This window comes from Neisseria sp. P0021.S006 (assembly GCF_051956895.1).
In genome coordinates this window covers 1-872 of sequence record NZ_JBQCWZ010000555.1, presented here as the reverse complement: position 1 = coordinate 872, position 872 = coordinate 1, and the positions used below count along the sequence as shown (strand labels likewise).

Sequence of the window (872 nt, the reverse complement as noted above, 5' to 3'; positions counted from 1 at the left end):
GCAGTACCTTCCAGCCGTTGATGACGCTTTATTTGACCGACAACGCCACACCCGAACTCGTGCGCGAAGCCAAGGCTGCCGGTATCGTGGCTTTCAAACTCTATCCTGCGGGCGCGACCACCAACTCCGATTCCGGCGTGACCGACTTGTTCAAACTCATCCCCGTGTTGGAAGAAATGGCGAAACAGGGCATTTTGTTCTTGGTTCACGGCGAAGTGACCGATCCTGAAATCGATATTTTCGACCGCGAGGCCGCCTTTATCGAGCGCGTGATGAAACCGGTTTTGGCGCAAGTGCCGAATCTTAAAGTCGTGTTCGAACACATCACCACTGCCGAGGCCGCCCGACTGGTATTGGAAGCCAGCGATAATGTGGCTGCGTCCGTGACGCCGCAACACTTGCTGCTCAACCGCAACGACCTTTTGGTCGGCGGCGTGCGTCCTCATCATTTCTGCCTGCCTGTACTCAAACGTGAAACCCACCGTCAGGCTTTGGTTGCCGCCGTTACCGGCGATAAGGCGCACAAATTCTTCCTCGGCACAGACTCTGCGCCACATGCCAAAACTGCCAAAGAAAATGCTTGCGGTTGTGCCGGTATGTTCAGCGCGATGACCGCCATCGAGCTTTATGCCGAAGTGTTTGAGAAAGCAGGCGCGTTGGATAAACTGGAAGCCTTTGCTTCTAAAAATGGCCCGCGTTTCTACGGTCTGCCTGAAAATTCTGATACCATCACACTGGTCAAACAAACGCAAACCGTACCTGCCAGCGTACCTTACGGCGATGGCGAACTTGTACCGATGAGGGCCGGCGGTGAGATTGAATGGACGGTGCAATATTAAATTTGCCGTCAATAAGGCATAAAAAGAAACAAC

Annotated in this window: 1 protein-coding gene; it reads left to right on the top strand. The window is 53.6% G+C overall.

Translation table 11 applies throughout. The features are described from left to right. Positions 1-839, top strand: an 839-nt coding sequence (gene pyrC / locus ACTHUM_RS15645; protein WP_440403373.1) for a dihydroorotase, incomplete at its 5' end; no start/stop codon positions are given. Positions 840-872 lie beyond the last annotated feature (33 nt).